General features: G+C 44.6%; 17 protein-coding genes and 1 pseudogene. 6 read left to right on the top strand and 12 right to left on the bottom strand.

The features are described 5' to 3' along the window. Positions 1-35: 35 nt before the first annotated feature. The 3 genes from NL644_RS06780 to NL644_RS06790 all read right to left on the bottom strand — a co-directional run bounded on the left by NL644_RS06780 (position 36) and on the right by NL644_RS06790 (position 4,050). Complete coding sequence (locus NL644_RS06780) at positions 36-1,490, bottom strand: sucrose-6-phosphate hydrolase (RefSeq protein ID WP_114323393.1); 1,455 nt, start codon at positions 1,488-1,490, stop codon at positions 36-38. 31 nt (positions 1,491-1,521) lie between these two features. Continuing rightward, entirely contained in the window at positions 1,522-2,445 is a 924-nt protein-coding gene (locus NL644_RS06785) for an aminoimidazole riboside kinase (protein ID WP_104970516.1), read from the bottom strand. 165 nt (positions 2,446-2,610) lie between these two features. Beyond that, positions 2,611-4,050 (bottom strand): sucrose-specific PTS transporter subunit IIBC, encoded by a 1,440-nt coding sequence (locus NL644_RS06790; protein WP_104973469.1) that lies wholly within the window; start codon positions 4,048-4,050, stop codon positions 2,611-2,613. 235 nt (positions 4,051-4,285) lie between these two features. Here NL644_RS06790 and NL644_RS06795 point away from each other — a divergent pair, with 235 nt between their 5' ends. Next, positions 4,286-5,272: a LacI family DNA-binding transcriptional regulator gene (locus NL644_RS06795; RefSeq protein ID WP_009698245.1), complete on the top strand. Its 987-nt coding sequence runs from the start codon at positions 4,286-4,288 to the stop codon at positions 5,270-5,272. A 63-nt stretch (positions 5,273-5,335) separates the two neighbouring features. Here the strand turns inward: NL644_RS06795 and NL644_RS06800 are convergent, their stop codons facing one another. Then, complete coding sequence (locus NL644_RS06800) at positions 5,336-6,709, bottom strand: carbohydrate porin (protein ID WP_167427859.1); 1,374 nt, start codon at positions 6,707-6,709, stop codon at positions 5,336-5,338. 584 nt (positions 6,710-7,293) lie between these two features. Next, entirely contained in the window at positions 7,294-7,434 is a 141-nt protein-coding gene (locus NL644_RS06810) for a hypothetical protein (RefSeq protein WP_181869518.1), read from the bottom strand. A gap of 208 nt (positions 7,435-7,642) precedes the next feature. Between NL644_RS06810 and NL644_RS06815 the strand changes: the two genes are divergently transcribed. Next, on the top strand, positions 7,643-7,987 hold the full coding sequence (locus tag NL644_RS06815; RefSeq protein ID WP_053809279.1) for a hypothetical protein: 345 nt from the start codon (positions 7,643-7,645) through the stop codon (positions 7,985-7,987). Between the two features lie 109 nt (positions 7,988-8,096). Here the strand turns inward: NL644_RS06815 and NL644_RS06820 are convergent, their stop codons facing one another. The 5 genes and pseudogenes from NL644_RS06820 to NL644_RS06840 form a co-directional block, all read right to left on the bottom strand. Then, entirely contained in the window at positions 8,097-8,438 is a 342-nt protein-coding gene (locus tag NL644_RS06820; protein WP_253658209.1) for a hypothetical protein, read from the bottom strand. 327 nt (positions 8,439-8,765) lie between these two features. Further along, positions 8,766-9,485 (bottom strand): annotated as a pseudogene (locus NL644_RS06825) (beta-ketoacyl-ACP reductase). 300 nt (positions 9,486-9,785) lie between these two features. After that, on the bottom strand, positions 9,786-10,580 hold the full coding sequence (locus NL644_RS06830) for a metal ABC transporter permease (RefSeq protein ID WP_053809276.1): 795 nt from the start codon (positions 10,578-10,580) through the stop codon (positions 9,786-9,788). Between the two features lie 3 nt (positions 10,581-10,583). Continuing rightward, positions 10,584-11,510, bottom strand: coding sequence for a zinc ABC transporter substrate-binding protein (locus tag NL644_RS06835; protein ID WP_114323398.1), 927 nt, complete (start codon positions 11,508-11,510; stop codon positions 10,584-10,586). Next, entirely contained in the window at positions 11,500-12,642 is a 1,143-nt protein-coding gene (locus NL644_RS06840) for a hypothetical protein (protein ID WP_114323399.1), read from the bottom strand. The genes NL644_RS06835 and NL644_RS06840 overlap by 11 nt, the downstream gene beginning before the upstream one ends. A 206-nt stretch (positions 12,643-12,848) precedes the next feature. Here NL644_RS06840 and NL644_RS06845 point away from each other — a divergent pair, with 206 nt between their 5' ends. Further along, complete coding sequence (locus NL644_RS06845; RefSeq protein ID WP_147269929.1) at positions 12,849-13,520, top strand: cupin domain-containing protein; 672 nt, start codon at positions 12,849-12,851, stop codon at positions 13,518-13,520. A 73-nt stretch (positions 13,521-13,593) separates the two neighbouring features. On the opposite strand, the gene NL644_RS06850 is transcribed toward NL644_RS06845, so the two are convergent. Beyond that, a complete protein-coding gene (locus NL644_RS06850; protein ID WP_005392770.1) occupies positions 13,594-13,833 on the bottom strand; it encodes a YdcH family protein in 240 nt (79 codons plus the stop codon). Between the two features lie 232 nt (positions 13,834-14,065). Between NL644_RS06850 and NL644_RS06855 the strand changes: the two genes are divergently transcribed. Then, entirely contained in the window at positions 14,066-15,103 is a 1,038-nt protein-coding gene (locus tag NL644_RS06855) for a DUF4382 domain-containing protein (protein WP_253658210.1), read from the top strand. Positions 15,104-15,217: 114 nt separating this feature from the next. On the opposite strand, the gene NL644_RS06860 is transcribed toward NL644_RS06855, so the two are convergent. Continuing rightward, a complete protein-coding gene (locus NL644_RS06860; RefSeq protein WP_006741415.1) occupies positions 15,218-16,087 on the bottom strand; it encodes a GyrI-like domain-containing protein in 870 nt (289 codons plus the stop codon). Positions 16,088-16,212: 125 nt separating this feature from the next. Here NL644_RS06860 and NL644_RS06865 point away from each other — a divergent pair, with 125 nt between their 5' ends. Together NL644_RS06865 and NL644_RS06870 are read left to right on the top strand one after the other, a co-directional pair. After that, entirely contained in the window at positions 16,213-17,361 is a 1,149-nt protein-coding gene (locus NL644_RS06865; RefSeq protein ID WP_253658211.1) for a PLP-dependent aminotransferase family protein, read from the top strand. Between the two features lie 412 nt (positions 17,362-17,773). After that, positions 17,774-18,802, top strand: a complete 1,029-nt coding sequence (locus tag NL644_RS06870; RefSeq protein ID WP_253658212.1) for a hypothetical protein — start codon at positions 17,774-17,776, stop codon at positions 18,800-18,802. Positions 18,803-18,895: the final 93 nt, after the last annotated feature.

The following is an 18,895-nucleotide window of genomic DNA, read 5'->3' on the forward strand; positions in this document are numbered from 1 at the left end:
TGAAGGGCGTTTTAATATCTTTGTAATCGAAACCGTTACTTAGCTGATTCAAACAAACCAGTGATGCCTTTCAAAGGGAAAAGCCTTGCTTGCTCCAACCCTTTCAACGTTACCTTATTGAGGTCATCAATAAAGAAACGACTGGTCATCGTGTGTTTGCCACCATTAATAAAAATCTCGATGACAGAGTTGTCGATATATATATCAATCGTCTGCTTAGCGTCCAATCTTGGTGCTTTTCGAATGCCACCAAATTCTTCTGCGTACAAATGAGACATGTAACGACGGTCCAGCATAAACTCGTGCTCTGTCGCACTAAAGACGATGTTGTCACCTTTGAGGTTACTCAGCTCAAGTTCAAAGCCATCGCCCTCAAGGTCTAATTGAATCAAGCAACTGGTGCTTTCCAGTGTATGGGATTGTGCAAAGACCACCTCTTCTTTTCTCAAACTCTTCAGCTCAGGGAGTGGAGTTTGAACAAGAAAACCATCTTTCAACGTTAGTTCTCTAGGAAGAGACAACATTCCTGCCCACTGGTGTGTGACCGATGGCGTGTCGATTTCTGGCAACCCTATCCATGCAATAAGAATGCGACGCCCATTCTCATCTAAATAGGTTTGTGGGGCGTAGAAATCAAACCCATAATCTGGCTGCAAAATATCTTGGTGGTTTTCTAAAGTCATCGACTCTAGGTTCAACTGATCACCCACGATATACGCAACAGAATAGATGTTTTTGAAATCATAAGAATTACTACTGCTCACGCCCTGTGGAGAAAACAGCATCACCGATTGACCATTAATCTCAAAGAAATCAGGACACTCCCACATGTACCCAAGGTCAGAAAACTTGGTCTTGATAGGACCTTTATGCTGCCACGTTTTCAAATCTTTGCTTTGATAGAGCGCCATTGAGCCATGCTCGGTTTTGGTTTGAGCACCCACCACCATCAAATAGTCGTCGCCTTTCTTCCAAACTTTTGGGTCACGAAAGTGCTCCGTGTAATGTTCGTTCTCAATGACTACACCGTGCTTTTCAATGCTGCCGTCTGAATCCATGGTGGCAAAACACTGTGTTGGGATTCGATTCCAGTTTTGGTCACGCTTGTTGCCAGTAAAAAATAGCAAAACCTGGTTGTTTTCCACCAAAGCGCCGCCCGAATAGACACCATGTGAATCGTAGTCTTGGTCAGGATGAAGACCCACGCCATGATCAGTAAAATGGATGAAGTCTTTAGTAGAAAGGTGATACCAATACTTCATTCCATGGACTGGTCCCACAGGCGTCCACTGGTAAAAGATGTGGTGCTCACCATTGAAATAGCACAGCCCATTTGGGTCATTTAACAGCCCAAATTTAGGGGCGATATGAAAACTAGGAAAGCCTTTATCTTGCTGACGTGAAAGTGTCATTTCTTCGATATCACACTGAGGGATTTGCTCAAGTCGGCGATATCTTTGCTCTACAGTCCAACGGTTGTTTAAGCTCATAATTTTTCTCAACTGAAATTGGATCTGAAGATCATTGCCCAATAAATCGCAGCAATTCTGTCTGGGTCGGAAGCGCGGTCATTGCGCCTTTTTGCGTCGTCGCTAATGCACCACAGCCATTTGCCCATTGAATCGCAGAGCTAACAACAGGATGATTTTTCCAATCGGCATGCCGAGACAGACATGCAAGTAGCCCTCCGACAAAAGCATCACCAGCCCCTGTAGTATCAACCGGACTAACGACTTGACCAGTGATCAGCTCACTCTGGCTTTCAAAGACTCGCCAAACGCCTTTCGCACCTTGTGTCACCAAGACCAAAGCAATATTCAAAGCGGCTATTTGTTGTAAACCTTGTGCCATCGATGTTGAGTCAGTTAAGAACAAAAGCTCTTCTTCAGAGAACTTAACCACGTCAGCCATCGCTACAGCCTTCATCACGACAGCTTGGATTTCTGATTGATCTTGCCACACTTCATCGCGCAAGTTAGGGTCAAAGCTAATGAAACCACCAGCGGCTTTTGCTCTTTTGATCGCCTCAAATGTGCTGCTTCGACTTGGCTCATTTGCCAGTGAAATCGAGCAAACATGCAGCCAGTCACCTTGCTTAAAGTTTGGGATGTCTTCAACAGACATAAACTGATCAGCGCTCGGTTTTACCATAAACGTAAAGCTGCGTTCACCTTGATCGTCTAAATCCACCACCACTGTTGATGTTCTTTGCTCAGGGTCTTTAATGAGAAACTCCGTGCAAACGCCCTCTTGATCGAGTATTGATTGCATGAAGCGACCAAATGGGTCATCACCCACACGTCCAAAAAACGCACTCTTACCAGATAGACGAGCAATTGCTACGGCGACATTCGCTGGTGCACCTCCGGGACATTTGAGTAAAGAAGTCTCAGATTCCGGTATTAGATCGACAACAGCATCACCAGTTACCCACACTTGATTCATCTTGCTTACCTTAAAATTAAAGCCCTGATAGTCCAACGTGTTGAACACATTCACTACCAAGTAAAAATTGAAAAAGGCTAGCCAAACCATGAGTGCTTGGCTAGCACCCCAAACATTTAGGAAAAGAAGTGGACTTTGGGGGACTCCACCCTTAAGGAGTTCAGATTAAGCCGCTGCTTTTTTACCGACTTTAGCGCGGTCACGCATACCTAGAACAATGGTGAGAACAAATGCGGTCAAGAACGCGATCACCATACCCGCGATGTAGTACCCAATCTTATCTGGCGTGATGGAAATGATGCCTGGAAGACCAGCTGCACCCAATGCCTGAGCTTTCACATTAAACATTGTGATGAACGCACTTGATAACGCCGCAGCGCAAACTGCCGCAATAAATGGGTAACGTAGTTTTAAGTTAACACCAAACATGGCTGGTTCTGTAATACCCAGCAACCCCGTAACACCAGATGGAATCGCAATACCTTTCATCTTCTTATCTTTGCTCATCACGCCCACCGCCAACGCTGCCGCTCCTTGAGAAACGTTAGACATCGCCGCAATAGGAAAGATAAAGGTGCCGCCCGTCGTTGCAATATCCGCAAGAAGTTGAGTTTCAATCGCAATGAAGCTGTGATGCATACCAGTAATAACAAACGGAGCATAAATAAGACCAAATACCGCACCACCAACAAAGCCAGCTGTGTTGTATAGCCAGTTCAGACCATCACCCAATAGGAAACCGATATCACGCGTGAACGGACCGACGACAGTAAACGTCAGCAAACCCGCTATGAAAATCGCCAGTAATGGCGTTAAAAGGTTGTCTAAAACAGAAGGTATGACTTTACGTAAGCCTAGCTCAACCTTCGCAAGAATGAATGCCGATACCAAAACCGGTAACACTGAACCTTGGTAACCCACTTTTTGGATTTCAAAACCAAGAATATTCCAAACCGGAATGTTGCCAGACACAGATGCGCCGCCGAATCCCCAACCATTCAGCAAGTCAGGGTGAACCATCAACATACCTAGCGCTGCCCCTAAATATGGGTTGCCGCCAAACTTCTTGCTGGCTGAAAATGCCAGCAGAATAGGCAGGTAAACAAACGGCGCGTTTGCAAACGTGTTGATCATGTTCGCCAAGTCTGTCAGTCCTGGATTGGCCTCAATCAAGGATTTACCATCAATAAACAAGCCTTGGGCAGTCAGTAGGTTGTAAATACCCATCAACAAACCGCCAGCGACGATTGCTGGAATGATTGGGACGAAAATATCAGACAGCCCCTTCACTGCGCGCTGAACGATGTTTTGTTTCTCTGCGCCAGCAGACGCAACGTCGTTGGTGGACATTTCACTCATCCCCGTCAACTTCGCCATTTCTGCATAAACTTGGTTTACGATGCCTGATCCAAAAATGATTTGGTACTGACCCGCAACTTTGAACTGCCCTTTTACCCCTTCAAGGTTATCAATCGCTTGTTCATCTATTTTTTGCTCATCTGCAACGGCAAGGCGTAAGCGTGTCGCACAATGTGCAAGTGCGGTGATGTTGCTTTTACCACCTAATAGAGTTAACAACTCTTTTGCTACTGCCGGATAATTCATTTCATACCCCATTGGATTATTATCTGAGCTTGCGAAATCTTCGGGAACGTTTGCAAAACAGATTTTTGCTCAATAAAACCAAATGATCAAAGATAAAGCAGCGAGAATGTGAGAATGATCGTCAAATTCTCTCCCTAAGAGCAGTATAGGAAGTTAGAATCGCTACTTATCAAAGAGCTTTTCATCTTCTCTTTGCAAACAATCCCAAAAACGAAAAACAGAATGGATAGGAACAATGGCGAGTCTGCATGATGTCGCCCGTCTGGCTGGCGTATCAAAATCAACAGTGTCACGGGTTATAAACGATGAGTATGGCGTAAAAGAAGCGACAAAACAGAAGGTCCGCCAAGCAGTAGCGGAGTGTGGCTATGTGCCGAACCAAGTCGCTAAAGATCTAAAATCTCAAAAGACCAATCTGGTTGGTGTCATTGTTCCTCGGGTTTCCTCTCATGCCACATCCCAAGGTGTCGATGGATTAACCGATGTCCTTGAAAAAGCCGGGAAACATGTCTTACTTGCTAGCACTCACCAAGCCCACGAAAAAGAACTGGAATACATTCAGATCTTTAACCAAAAACGGGTTGAAGGGATCATTCTTTACGCCACCCACCTCGATTCCAAGCTGGTAAAAGCAATTCAAAACTCAGCCGTCCCAGTTGTGCTCGTCGGTCAAGATGGTTCCATGTTTAATATTCCAAGCATCATTCATGATGACGCACGAGTAGGGTTTGAAGCGGGAAATAGACTGGTTGCAAAAGGTTGCCAAACCATGGGCTTTATTGGCGTACAAGGTGACGATATCGCGGTAGATAAGCAACGCTCTGAAGGATTTGTTCAAGCGCTACAACATCATGGTTTTGAGCTCGCCTTCCATGCTCGTGGTGACTTTACAATCGATTCTGGCTATTCATTGGCAAAACAACACTTAACAAAGAACCCTAAGCTAGATGGCTTGTTCTGTGCGACAGACCGTATTGCTATCGGTGCGATGAGAGCGATTCAAGAGCTCGGGTTAACACCGGGTAAAGACGTTTTAGTGCTAGGAGTTGGTGATGATGAGCTCGCATCAGTGTGCACCCCAACCTTATCAACATTTAACTATGCATTTGATAAAGCAGGGGAAAATGGTGCGAAACTGTTACTAGATAGAATCGCCAACAGAAGTTTTGAAATGAGTAAGATGGTACTAACCTTCAAAACAATTGAGCGTCAGTCCTGTTAATGAAAAAGCGCCAACTGAAATCAGTTGGCGCTTTTCTTATTACTCTTTGTCGGTTAGAGCCCTTTAGAACCAAGTTTCCATTTGCAGTGCAAACAGAACTTCACCACCATCACCCATCGTTGCAGCGCCCGCATCCTGGCTAATCGAGTAGCCATTCAAGTCTTCGCTCCAATCAACGTAGCTAACTGCAAAACGTAGCTCCGGACGGTCAAAGAAACCTGCTGCGGTAGACATCTTAAGCGTTGGTGCAATTGTCGCTTTGTAAAAACTGCCACTTGCTTTATCAATCGCATTGTCTAGGTCCATGTATTGGTATGAGCCTTCATAAACCATCTCAAAGTTTTGCGTAAACTCTTGTGCTAAGCGGATGTTGAACGATGCCCACGTAAATTCATCATTTTTAGCAAAGCGATCTTGGCTGTGTTCTGCTAGCAACGCAGGTGCTACACGCCAGTTGTCGCCGATGCGTGTTACACCATAACTGAACAAACGTACGGCTTTTGCGTCTTCTAGCAAATCACCGTTTGAACCAATGCCTTTAAGTTCCGCACCCAGTCCATCACCCATCAAAATACCAGTTTTAGAGAAGCCTTCACTCATGCCAAAGAAGGTATCGCCATGGTAGGCAAACATCGCATGTAAACCTTTGTCCGCTGCACCTTCTACGCGATCATTGTTATCAGCAGACGTCATGCCGCTCAGCATCAATTGCCAATTACCAAAGCGGTTGTTCATTGTCGCGATATAGTTTTCAACATCCGTTGACGAGCTATCAATCTCACCAAAATCACGACCATAGATCGAGAAGTTTGCTTGCCACGAATCACTCATTTGGACGTCATACACGCCAGCACCAGTACCAGATAAGAAAACGATATCCGAGTCAAAGAAGTGAATGTCAAAGTTATCACGGTCAAATCGTTTACCTGCCCAAAACGTTGCGTCAGCAAACGCACTTGATTCAGAGAACATGCTCAACTTGTTTAGCTCAGCATATACCTGACGAACGTTTAATTGACTCTCGCTCGCCGTCCATTCGTTATTGGTTTCCGTACTATCTGCCAACATGATTCGGAACAAAGCGCTGGAGCCATCATCTGCAAAGCGTTTGTGAATAAGGTTTGCTTCCACATAATGATCATCCTCAACCCCTAATCGTCCAATTGGAGCGCCAATAGCACCAGCTGCCGTCATGTAAGGACCAGTACCCACTGCACCATTCAGATCATCATTAATGAGCAGCCCGGAACGAGCGTAGCCATGAAACTCAAAGCTTGAGGCTTTCTCATTTGCTTCTGTGGATACTTTTTCTGTCTGTTCAAGTCTCTGTTCTAATTCATTAATTCGCTTTTCAAGAGCGTCAACATCTGTTGTTGCGAATGCAGGTGCAGTAACCAGCCCAAGCGCTACTGCCATCGTCAAAGTGTGTAGTTTCATTTCCATAGTCTCACGTAAATTTATACTTAGGTTATTTGCAAACGTTCCCAAGAAAAATTGCAAACTTATGGTGACTTTAAATGTCCATCTAAAGCCTGAATTTCAGAGCGCTCAGATACAGAGCGTCTCTACCACTTTTGTCAATGGGGCGATAATATATAAAATTTTCGGGAACGTTACCGCAAGGAAGCGAATTTGTTACTTGTATCACGTTCAATTGTGTTACTTACATAAAAATCATTAACCAGCGCACAGTTAAATTATTCGTTCTAGCGGAATTAGTTTGAAGATATCAGGTTGTGAATGGGAATTTGATGTTCGCTTGAGGGAATGATAATCACTCACTTCCCCAATCTACTTGGTGACGACGCACCTCTAGAAGATCAGCGGCTAAGCTTGAAAGTGACTAAGAGCGAAGCGGATCTCGATACCTTGGTTCAAACGACATAAAAGGCTTTTAACGCCCTGTTGAGGTGATCAACGCAATACTGATGCTGCCGCATAACACCTCAACCACTAAAACCAATGTATAGTGAAAATGCCACGCGTTGCAAATCACTCTAAATGCTTTGTTATGTGCTAATTTAATGCAACCACTTGTTATTTAGTACCTTATAACTTGAACTAATTAGTAGCATTGTTGGTGGCATTGTGCTGTCTGTAGGTACAGGAAAAATCACATCGTATACCGCAACTTCTACTGGCTCCATTTGGTTTGCCTTCATGTAATCTTCAGCGGCCCCGTCTTCAACCTCTTTACGATCGTTAGAGTCAAACGCCCTAACGTGAAGAAACTTCTCTTACTCTACTAAGGTCTTTGAAACATCTTTCTTTATTGAATACTCCAACAAGACTGCCGTTTCAATCAATTTTTCTCTCTAAAACAACGTGTTAAAATAGCTGATTATACAACGCATTAATTATGGGGATGAAATGAAAATATTTGTTATTCTGGGTTTAATTGCAGTAGCGTTCTACTTTTACACCAGTGGCGATGAAGACAAAATTAATAATCTTAGATCTGTAGAGTTCAGCGCCAAAAATAGGATTCTGACGATAGCAATAGATGATGATAGAGACTTGCAAACAAAAATCAGAGTGGACGATAAAATAGAAGAAGCTGTGCTCCTTAATCAGGTGATAGATAAAGGCAAGTCAATCTACGCCGACGGTAACTATCTTTACCAAGGCCGATGCCAACACGTTCAATTAGAATGGCAAAAAGGTGAGTTGTTCTTACCGAAATACTACAAGGTACTTTTGAATGAAACCTGTTAAAAAAGTTAGTGTTAACACACCCACTTTTTCCTAGTTTGTTAACCAAAGATATATGCTGTTGTCAGAGGGCTTTGATATGACTGATTTGCTAGGTAAGTTAGCGTAGGATTCAGAACATCATTTGGTTCTCAATTTCTTGCATGGCAATAGCGCGGCCAACTTCGAGAATCCATCGAATCATGCTCGTTGGACCACCGCCAACTGCGTACTCTAGACTAGCGTTAAAAAACGCTTCTAGAAGGCTCAAAGCTTCGAATACCTTAAGAGCACCCTCATACATGTGATAGTAAGTATAAGCTACTTCATCGGTAAATCTAAAGCCTGAAGGCGGTCTAAATATAGTACAGTTGTTGCCATAAATATTACGATTCCCGATCTTACGGAATAGCTCCATAAGGCGCAAAAACTCTGCATCTGCCTCTTCACCTGAAACTGAGCTCTTAGCTTTCACCATCTCTACTTTTCAGCAAAGCTAATACTAATACCAATCACATCATCGTATTTCAGATAGGTCATTTTTAACGGTTTTAAAAACTTCTTCGAGCATTTTTATTCCTTATTTTTTTGGGTTAAGTTGTTCTAGAAAGTTAAAAACAATTACGTCGAGATTTGTAACAAGCGCTGTCTGTATATACAGTAATTTTATAAAGAAAGTTGCGATAAAACGAGCTAAATTGGAATGGGGCAAAAACGCGCCAGCAGCGCAATTAACGTTACCCAACAAAACGCCCTTCACATAAGTAAAGGGCGTTTGTTATTTGATGTTTTGATTAGCGAGTTATAACACCAACCCACCATCAATCTTGAGCACTTGTCCGGTTATAAACGCACTTTTATCAGACGCTAGAAACGCAACGCCATTCGCAATGTCTTGCGCCGAGCCCATGCGTCCCAGAGGCGTTTTACTTTCCATCATTTAAATGACTTTTTCAGGCAAGCTCTTTGTCATGTCGGTAGCGATGAAACCTGGAGCAACACAGTTGACTCGGATTTGAGCGCCTTTTCTTGCTAACTCTTTCGCCCAGCCTTTGCTCATCGCTATCACGCCACCTTTACTCGCGCCATAATTACTTTGACCAATATTGCCATCCGTTCCCACGATAGACGAAATACTGACAATACTGCCTGCGCCTTGCTCTAGCATGACAGGTGCAACGCGCTGGGTGAGTAAAAACACCGCTTTTAGGTTCACGTCGATAACGCTGTCCCAGTCTTGCTCTAACATGTCTGGCAGCAGTGCATCTCTCGTTATCCCGGCGTTGTTGACCAGAACATCAATGCGTTGATGTTTCGCGACGATGCGGTCGACCACTTCACTTACCGCTGCGGCCTCACAGAGATTCACTTGATAACTTGAAAGGTTTGGCGACTGACTCCACTCCACAGGCGAGATATCTAGTCCCACGACGTGGAATCCATCTTCGAGTAATTGCTCGCAAATGGCCTGCCCTATACCGCGAGCAGCCCCTGTAACGACGGCGACTTTTTCGTCTTTCATCTTGGTCTTCCTTAAATGTTGAGAGTACAAATTCGCTTGTATCCCTAGCGTTTTTTGTTTTTATGCCTAGTCGCGCTACAGCTGCGCTTCTCATACGCTGGGTCTTTTATATCTTATAAAAACTATAGAAACAGTCTGGGAGTCGGATATGAACGAATCAAGGCAACTTGATGACTATGGCAAGATCAACTTAAGAAAGTGTGTTGGAAGGAGCAAAGTTACACGATTGGAGGACTTGGATAGAAAAGTATTGATCTGATGACTCAAATACTACTTCATCAGACCAATATTACTTGTCTCTTAATCTCTTACAAAAGCTGGTTTTGTTATTTTCACCAGAAAAGGTTGAAGCAAAAGATTAAACAACATTCCAGTAATAAACAGGGTGATCACAATACTCGCACCACTTGGTAAGTCGTAGCGAGCCGATGCGGCAATACCCGATAAAATCCCAACAATACCGATGCTGATACTGGCGACAAAGAATCGAGTTCCCTTCAATGCTGCCGCACATAAAGCTGGAATAACCAACAAAGCAAATTCTAAATAAATGCCGGTTAACTTGACCGTAATGGGCATCAGGATAGCAAAGATCAGATAAAAACCACTACCACACATAAACGCAGGTTTTAACCAAACCAATAGCAACATCGCAGCGGTAATGAGTGCCAAAGGCCAAACGTCTGCCCAAGTCGCCCATAACAGTTGCCCATTAAGAATGCCTTGAATAAAGTCTCCGCCGTGTGGGTCTTTGCTCACCAGCAGGATCGCCAGCGATGCAGACACCACAAACAAGCTGCCAATCATGGGCTCTAAATGTTGCTGGTATCGTTTCTCCATTAAGGCAATCAAACCGCAAAGCATCAAAGACATAACCCAAGGGCCAATCATTTCACCAAAGAATGAGCCTGAGAACAGCGCGTATTGGCTCAACCAGTAGTGGCTTAGTGCGGCCCCCAATGCCGCAACTTGCGCCACCGCCAAATCTATAAAGATGATCTGACGATTAAGAACTTGTTGCCCCAGAACGATGTTGCCAACTAACGCAATTAAGCCACACAAAACCGCAGGTAAAAGCCATGCATAATCTGCCATGACTTAGATCTTCACTGGAACGGGTGGCACTAACACATCCAGTAAATCATCAATGACCTGATCGTACATCTCATCCAAGCTTTCACCCTCAGAAACGGTCAATGGCAGTTGAATCACAGGTTTGTCAGTATGCTCCTGCAACCAGTTCGCTGGACGCTGATCCTGATGAGAGGAGTAAACAATCGCATCAAAACTGTCGGCATCTAACTTGGTAAGTGATTGCAGGTGAGATGTGGTCGGTGAAATGCCCGGTTTAGGTTCGAGATCGGCAATCTGCTTCATTCCGAGCCAATCGTACAAATAACGATACGTCGCGTGATAACCGACAACTTGCTTACCCTTTAAAGCCGCGCCTTTCTCATTCCATTCATTGAGCTTTTTTTGCCACTGCGCGCGAAACTTCATACCATTCACTTGGTAACTTTGCGCGTTGTCGGGATCAATCGCTTTTAAGCGCTCAGTTACTTTACGAGATAATGGAATCATGTCATTTGCCGCAAATTGAACATGTGGGTTTCCGTGCGCATGAATGTCCCCCATGCTGCGGTCAACATGATCATGAGAGTCCAACATACGCACGAAATCGGTCGCATAAATCATGCTTTGAGCACCATTTTGAACGGCACTATTGCCACTTCGATTTTGAAGCATCGGCAACCAACCTACCTCCAACTCAGCGCCAGAGCACATCGCCATGTCAGCTTGGCGCATCTTGGCAATTAAAGACGGACGAGCTTGAACATAATGCGGATCTTGCTTAGCCGTGGTTGCTGAGTAAATGGTGGCGTTTGGGGCATGACTTTCAAGAAAAGCTTTCCATTCAGGCTCACAAACGAAAATGTTGAGAGCCAAAGCAGGCGAAGAGATGATGGCAGATCCCGCCGCCATCATCACTAAACTGCATTTACTTATCGCAAGTTTAGAACGCATGTGCACCGTGCGCTCCAAATGTCATCACGTATTGCAGAGTAAACACGTTGTCTGTTTCGCTGTCTTGGTTATCAATGCGAGTGTATTGCGCACGGATCGTACCGAAATGAGAAGAATCCCATGCGATCATCGCATCCATCTCTTTATCATTCAGTGCTGTGAAATGCATATGATCGCCGTGTGCGTGGCCATCATAGCTTTCTGCTTCGCCGTAACGTAGGCCTGTAGACCAGCTTGGGTTGAAGCGATAAACGCCCGAAACATAGTATGCGCTTAAGTTGTCTGGTGACTCTGCATCGTTCTTGTATTTGCTGTCTACTACACCGTCTAACAACATGTATTCCGCAGATAGCGTGAAGTTGCTGTACTTGTAGTTACCATCTGGTGCCCACTTCCACACAAAATCTGCGCCGTATAGGTTCGCACCCGTTACAGCCGCAGCGTGGCTGTGGTCATGTTCTTCTTCGTGACCATGACCATGGTCGTGATCTTCGAATTCTTTAACTTTGCCATTTTCGTTACGCAGGTAACTTAAACCAAACTGCCAACTTGAAGATTCAGAGAAATCATTACCAAGCTTCATCGTTGTCGTGTAAACACCAACTTTAGAGCCATCTTCAACAGAAGACATCTTGTTGCCGCTTAATGCTTCTACACCAAACTTCACGTAAAGATCGGTTGGCAGAACGATGTTTGCGCGTACACCGTCATCATAGTAATGCGAACCAAGGAAAGTACGGTAAGCAATTGGGCGTTCAACGAAACTGTCAGTGTGCATGTGTTGATTGTTGAGGTAACCGAAGTCAGATAGGAATCGGCCTGCGCGCACGTTTACACCGTATGGCAATGCCAAAGTTTCGATGAATACTTCTTCAAGCTCTAATTCTGTCTCATCGCCATGACTTTCAAGAACAGCGGTCAACGCACCGTGAAACTTATCGTCAATATTTGATGATAAGTTCAATTCCGTATGGCCTAGGCCAAAGCCTTCTTCGCGCTCAGAATTATGACGTTGACCATCTTGGTAGTAGCCATCAACAACAACACCAATCTGTGGGTTCGATAATGTATCGGCAAAAACAGGGGACGCAAAAATGCTACCGATCGCGAGAGAAACCAATTTCTTATTCACTACTTCTTTCCTTTTGTTATGTTATAACATTTAATTTGCGATGTTATAATATAACAATTATCATTACACAAGCAGAAATTTAACTCGGTTCCGACTGCTAGCTCGTATTCAATCCCTGATTTTGACTATCAACAAGTGAATCAATTGATGTTTTTTATACGTATACTATTGAGAGTCAATCATTAGATAAGTAATGGAATTTCAGTATGTTGAATATGGATTTCTCGAAAAGAATCGTGATAGAAACAGGTGAACAGGAGTGGATCGCCAGCCCTTCCAAAGGCGTGTGGCGTAAACCTTTGGAAAGAGAAGCCAAAGAATCAGGGCACACCACCAGCGTAGTGAAGTATGAGCCAAACTCGCACTTTTCGACTCATCCTCATCCTCACGGAGAAGAAATATTAGTGCTCGAAGGAGTGTTCTCTGACGAACATGGTGACTACCCTGCTGGAACCTACTTGCGTAACCCTCCTGGAAGTCAACATGCGCCCTATAGCAAAGAAGGCTGTGTGATTTTAGTTAAACTAAATCAATTCAATTCTGATGATCTTGAAACAGTTCGCATCAACACGAACAAAGCGAATTGGTCACCTGGCATTGGTGGGCTGAAAGTCATGCCATTGCATGATTTTGAGCATGAACATGTCGCATTGGTTAAATGGCCGAAAGGCGAGAAGTTTCAAGCACACCGTCACTTTGGTGGTGAAGAAATTTTTGTGTTATCGGGGGAATTTAAAGACGAGCTAGGAACCTATCCTCCCTACTCTTGGATACGCAGTCCACATATGAGTGAGCACTTTCCTTTTGTAGAGCAAGAAACGATCATTTGGGTAAAAACAGGCCACCTTCCACTCCAAGCTCCTGCTCAGCAACCCTAATGTTGGAATACTTGGCATCGTCCCTTGAAACTAAAATCGGCTCGTAGATTACGAGCCGATGATCATTGCGTCGCTAAGAGCCCATAATTCTCGAGTGGAGCCAATCTTTGAGCTCAGCTCGATTATGTTTTAACACGTTCATTTCGTGATCATCAATCGGGCTTCCTTGCAGTTCTAGTACGCGGATTTCCTTATCTAAAGCATTGTAGTTTTTAACGGTTTCAGCAAATGATGCATCGTTTTCGGCAAGCTGAGTAATGGTATCCAAATGTTCTGGGAATTCATGAGTTAATGAGTGATTTTCACCTAACATAGAGACCTCTTGGCTAGAGTTATTGATGTATATCTCCGCTCATTTTTTGAGCGACACATTCTTAACCATAGCACTTCATTGAGCACAATATCGTCGATTTGAGCACACTTTTACTGAACGTCTTAATGATGGTTCATCGCTGTTTTCGACCCGGTAACTCCGCTCGTTGTTATTCTGTATTTTGTCAATAATAAGCTACATTTAATACACTTCTCATAAAAAGGTACATCTAATGAACAGCATGAAAATTGGCCTAATCAGTGCATCAATAGCCGTTGCACTTATTGGCTGTAATTCAGACAGTGACTCTGTCAGTACAATGACTCCTGTTACTTTGTCTGTATCAGATGCCCCTATTGATGACGTATCAGAACTGGTGATCACATATAACAAAGTTGCATTTCTTCCTCTGGATGGTGGCACACCACAAGTATTCGATGTGTATAAAACAGACGAAGAAGGCAATTTGGTCGACGAAGATGGTAACCCCCTTCCCGAAGGTGAAGATCCACTCCCACTAAGTGTTAACTTACTCAATTTCCAAGGCAGTGACGCGCAGGAATTGGTGGATGATGAACTGATACCAACTGGTAATTATAAACTCTGCGTGTTTGCTAATGATGGCGATCATCCAAACTACCCATCGTATGTGATTGACGAAGCGACAGGAAATCAAATCCCACTGACCGTCAAAGGTGATGGTGCTTGCCCACAAGGTGTCGGAAAGGATCCTGACTCTGGAGTACTGTTCTTTAACAACACCTTTGCAGTCAACCCTGACAATAATGAGTTCGTAGTTGAATTTGATCTGCGCCGTGGCTTAAAAGACGGAACAGGCCAAAACGAAGGCTACAGCATTCAACGCACCTCCGTCACTTTAATTAACACGGTCACAACGGGGGAGATTCAGGGTGATGTCGCAACATTGACCTATCAAAGCTGCGAAACGGATACCCCAAGCGCAAATGGATATGCGCACGCGGTCTACTTATATCAAGGAAATATCGCTGAAGAAAACATGGGGCCATTTGCCGGCGCAGAAGGCCAAGCAATGCCAATCGCAGCAGCGAACGTGGTTCAAGACGTTGATGATGCAAATTACGAGTACGAATTCGGTTTTGTAGAACCTGGTACTTACTCGGTCGGCTATACCTGTACGGCAAATGACGATTCTGAAGAAGGTATTGTCGCTGGCGAAAATTTCAGCATTTATCAATCAACTAGCGGACTTAACGTATCCGTTGGTACTGATACAGATGCAAACTTTTAAGATCCTCTAGAAATGGCAGAGTCAGCACAAGCTCTGCCTTTTCTTCATAGCGTTCTTGGTCAGCTCTTTGCTCACCACAAATCGACTCACAAGATAATACGTTCGTTTTCATCCTTAGAAGAAGCTAATGGGCAGATAGAAATCCAGCTCAAACGCCTCATCATGGCTGAGAAAATGATTTTTATGATAATGGACGTAAGCTGGTGTAGAACGCTGTTTAAAGCCAGAGTTAGGCAACCACTTCTCTAGTACCATACTCAGTTGAGGAAGAAGCTCACCATATACTCCCGTTAAGCGAAAGACGGCATGCAAACCACCCGGAATCGTCATTTGATTCACGACGCCGCGCACTTTGAGCGGCGTATCAATTGCCATACAAGCCACATAACGACACTTGTCGAGTTCGACCCAAGCAGGGTTGGAGTGATGCAAACCATATTGAACCGAAAAGTCCCGATTCTCAGAACTTGCCCACGCCTTCAAAATCAGCCACGCATTGCGAATGGAACGGCTATAACCCTCATGTCGCACATACGCCGCAAAGCGTTGTGGGACCTCCATAATTTTGGGTTCTGGCAACTCGCGTTTCGCAACCCGATGATAACCCGCAGCCACTTCCGGATCTTTTAGATACGGCTTTTCTGCGACTTGTAAATCATGCTTTCGCCATGCACCAGGAGACATAGCGAACGTTGCTTTAAACGCTCGGCTAAAAGAAGATACCGAGCTAAAGCCGCACTTGTTAGCAATGTCTAACACCGATGAGCTGGTATCAAACATCAGTTGATTGGCGGCGTATTCCATTCTTGTACGGCGGATATATTGATGGATAGACTCCCCTACCACGTCTTTAAAAATACGATGGAAGTGTTGTTCAGAATAGGCTGCTACATCTGCTAGCTCTTTAGCCGATAACTCTCTGCTAATGTCCTGATGAATGTAAAACAGCACGTCATTGATTCTGGAAACTTGTTGATGGCTCACGGAGTAAACTTTCGCTCAAATAGCATAAATGGACATATTTAACAGCATAAATGGACACACCAAGATTGGCAATTTACCTATACTATTTCTGACATAAAAAAAGACAATTACGAGAAGCACAGCACATGGAAATAGCACAGTCATTACAACAAACTAAGTCATCCTACATTCGAGAGATCCTCGCAGCAGCGAGCGATAAGAACGTCATTTCTCTTGCGGGTGGCTTACCGGACGAAAAAACCTTCCCGATCGACTTAATGAAACCGACGCTCGAAAACCTCGCGAACATGCCAGAGGTGTTTCAATACGGCGCAACAGCAGGCTACGCACCGCTACTTAACTTTTTGACCGATTATTACCAGCTGCCAGAATCTCATTTGGCGATGATCACAACGGGCTCTCAGCAAGGGCTAGATTTGATTGCGCGTGCGTACGTGAATCCGGACGATAAAGTGGTGATGGAAGCGCCAAGCTACCTTGGTGCTATGCAAGTATTCGGTTTAGTGCAAGCCAACATCGTGACCGTTTCGCAAACCGAGTGTGGCCCAAACCTTGAAGAACTCGAGCAATGTTTTGCCACGCAGCAACCAAAAATGTTCTACGCCGTACCTGATTTTCACAACCCAACGGGCGTATGCTGGGCGCTAGAGACTCGCCAAAAAGTTGCCGAGCTTTGTATCCAATACGACGTTGCATTCATTGAAGACGCACCATACCGAGAGCTGCGTTTTTCTGGTGAAGCACTGCCGCTGGTTTCGGATTTCTGCCCGCAGCACTCCATCGTGTTGCGCTCTTTCTCCAAAATCGCCTCACCAGGCTTGCGTATTGGTGTGGTAACGGGCAAACGCAGTTACCTTGAGCCACTCATCAAAATCAAACAAGGTGCCGATCTGCACTCTAGTATTCCAATGCAAGCTTTGCTGCATGGTCTACTGCAACATGACAACTTCGAAACGCACATTTCAACCATCTGTGCGCTTTACAAATCGCGTTACGATGTCATGTTTACTGAGCTGCAAAAACAGCTGCCGGAAAGTTGCGTACTCAAACCTGTCGATGGTGGTATGTTTGTCTGGGTAGAAATTCCAGAATGTGACACGTTCGAACTTGCGAAGACCCTTCTCGCAAACTGGGTTGCTGTAGTGCCAAGCCCGGTATTTTATCCGGAAGGTTCAAAGGTAAAAGCCGCTCTGCGTCTTAACTATACCAATGCCACACCAGAAGAACTGACGACTGCTGTCACTCGACTTGCGGATGTACTCAACGCTTTGTAATTAAGCGCATGCGTTAGAATCTGCCTTTGAGATTCGAAAAAGTCTCAAAGGCAGCATCAAAAAAGTTCCCCAAAAAAATTTATATTTTTCTCTCAAATCAACTCTCTACAGTAAGTGCCTGTTTTCTCTTGATCCTCTCACTCATATAAAAATGAGAACCTAATCACGTATTTGATGGTTAGAAAAGTTACGTCTATCTTTCAAACAAAAGACATCAACTTCGCAGCATTAATGTTCTCAATTTCAGACACTTTACTCAGTCGTGGCTTAGCGATTGAGAAAACGACTAGAAAGCATCTGCGGGCATACCCACTACGAAGGATTGACCAGAACCATTCTGAATGTCGCGAGCCAGTCTTTTGATTGGCAATTACGTCAGTGAATCGCACCAAATGACAGAGGGGTTATCAGGATGAACACTCGAACCACGACAGGACTCGTCACCACTGGCTGGTCCGTTATCTTTTCACTTTTTACCGCATTCGCCGCGTATGCGAATACGTCTCCAAACTGTAGTGATGTTTTAGCGGGCAACACAACTGCCGTATCGCAAAAAATGGTGGTTTTACTGGGCGAAGACATCACTAAATCCAACCGCATCACCACAGTGATTCCAGCCGAAAACAATCCATTTGTGACCGAAGCACTGGTCTCGGTTTCCAACGATGTGTCACCCAATGGACGTTTGCCACAAAAGACATTGGAAGAGATCAGAAAAGTACGCTCAGATTTAGAAAAAGCCGCACAGGAAGTGAGTCGATTACAAGGTACTTTTGAAGTCGCATTTGTTAGCTTGATTGATGGTTACTGCCAGTTCTCGAACCACGAACTTACTCAGCATGCCAAAATCGACTTTGACCATTTGGAAGGTCTCACGTTGTATTCAATCCCCGCTTTGTTAGCAATGGTGGATCAATCCTACGCCATGGCAGAAAATAGAATTGCTAGCGAGCAGGAACAGTTAAGCAACATCGAGAAAGAACAACAGAGACAGAAACAGCAAGCCAGTGCTGCCGCAGCAGCTCGTTACCAAGACGGTAACGTGTTGGTGAAAGTCGAGAATTTTGATGGCTCTAATGTGACGTTTTCCGTCACTAACGTCGGTTCACAAGGTTCATTACAGCCAAACTTCAACACGTTTAATGCCTATCGCACCGAAAGCGGAGAGCTAGTGTATAAATCGGAGTCTTTGTTGAACTTAGCAGATACTGCGGGTAACACGCTTGAAACCATGGGGATCGCAGAGCTCTCATCACGAGGGGGAAACAACTTGTCAATCTCTCCGGGTGAAACCCGAAAATTCGTCACCAGTATCGCTTCAGAAGTCGCACCACACACACAGTTAAGCTTGGAGTTCCCGGCCAAAGTATTAAATACCGAACAGGACTTCACGCTGTCGTTTTCTGACACGACGGCAGTGGCTACAGCGAACGTAAATTAACTGAAAAGCGCTCATCACAACGCGCACAGACGTAAACTTGTTGTTTGGCAACAAGCTCAAAGACAGGCACATTTCGCCTGTCTTTTCTTTCGG

Origin of the sequence: Vibrio sp. Y10_XG_PY6 (assembly GCF_024181795.1) — a bacterium.
Classification (GTDB): Bacteria; Pseudomonadota; Gammaproteobacteria; order Enterobacterales; family Vibrionaceae; genus Vibrio; species Vibrio diabolicus.